We start from the raw sequence: 1,210 nt of genomic DNA, 5'->3' as shown, positions 1-1,210 counted from the left end.
CGGGCGGCGGCTGCGCGGGGCCGGCATCGCCGCGGGGATGGGCGGCGCGGCGGCGGCCGGCACCAGCACGGCCCTGGCGGGCCTGGTCATCGCCAACGCCTGGAACCCCGTCGGGTGGAGCGTCGGAGGGATCCTGCTGGTCGGCGCCGCGCTCGGCCTCGCCGGGAGGCTGTTCAGCGGCTGGGGCCGGCGCAAGGCCCGCCAGCGTCAGGAGGAGGCGCTGGCCCGCGCCCGGGCCGGCGCCCGCGCCGCCGTCTCCGACACCTTCGAGCGGGCCCGCGCCGCCACCGCCGAACAGGTCGGCGAACTCGTCCGGCTCGGCCTGACCCGGCAGGTGGGCAGCGCCGTGACGCACGCGCTCGAACTGCGCGGCATCGCCGCCGGCGCGGAGCGCTGCCGGGCGGCGATCGGGCGGAGCACCGGGCGCCTGCCGGCGTTCGGCGACCCCGCGCGGGTGCTGCGCGAGGCCGCCCTCGACCGGGAGGCGGCCACCGGCCTGCCCGGACAGGCGGCGGCGGCCCACCTGTGGCTCGGCGAATCCTGGTGCGAGGATGGCACGCACGCGGGACCGGCCCCGCGCCGGCCGGACACCGTCGAACGGTTCGAGCAGCCCGAGTTCCTGGCCTGGGCCCGGCGGGCCGCCGACGGGCCGTTCGCCGACCCGCGACCCGGCTCGGGCCGTGCGTGGCTGTCCGGGATCCGCGGGCGGCTCGACGGCGACGAGGCCGCCGCCGGGGCCCTCGCCGAACTCGACGCCCTCGCGGCGGACCCCCGGCCGCGCGTGCTGGTCTGCGGCGACTACAACACCGGCAAGTCCTCGTTCATCCGCCGGCTGCTGCTGGACGCCGGCCTCCAACCGCCCGAGGACCTCACCGTCTCGGCGGCGCCGGAAACCTCGCGCACGGCCGGGTACGAGTGGCGGGGCGTCCTGCTGCTGGACAGCCCCGGCTTCCAGAGCGGCCGGGAGCCGCACACCGAGGCGGCGCTGCACTCCGTACCGGACGCCGCCGCCGTCCTCTACCTCTTCTCCACCAACCTGGTCATGGGCGACCGCGCCGACGTGGATCTCGTCCTCGGCGGCGACCCCGGCGCGCACCTGCCCGGCAAGGCCGACCGCACCCTCCTGGTCCTCAACCGCACCGACCAGATCGGGCCCGACCCCGACGACGCGCCGGAGGAGTTCCGGCGGCTGTGCGGACGCAAGCGGCTG

The 1,210-nt window shown here is 78.4% G+C and carries 1 protein-coding gene; it reads left to right on the top strand.

From position 1 onward, the window contains the following. A partial coding sequence (locus tag ABD308_RS38475; protein ID WP_344345616.1) for a GTPase occupies nucleotides 1–1,210 on the top strand: 1,210 nt, incomplete at both ends.

This window comes from Kitasatospora putterlickiae (assembly GCF_039527695.1).
Classification (GTDB): Bacteria; Actinomycetota; Actinomycetes; order Streptomycetales; family Streptomycetaceae; genus Kitasatospora; species Kitasatospora putterlickiae.
Note: the sequence above shows the minus strand (reverse complement) of the source record. Positions and strands in the feature narration are given on the sequence as shown.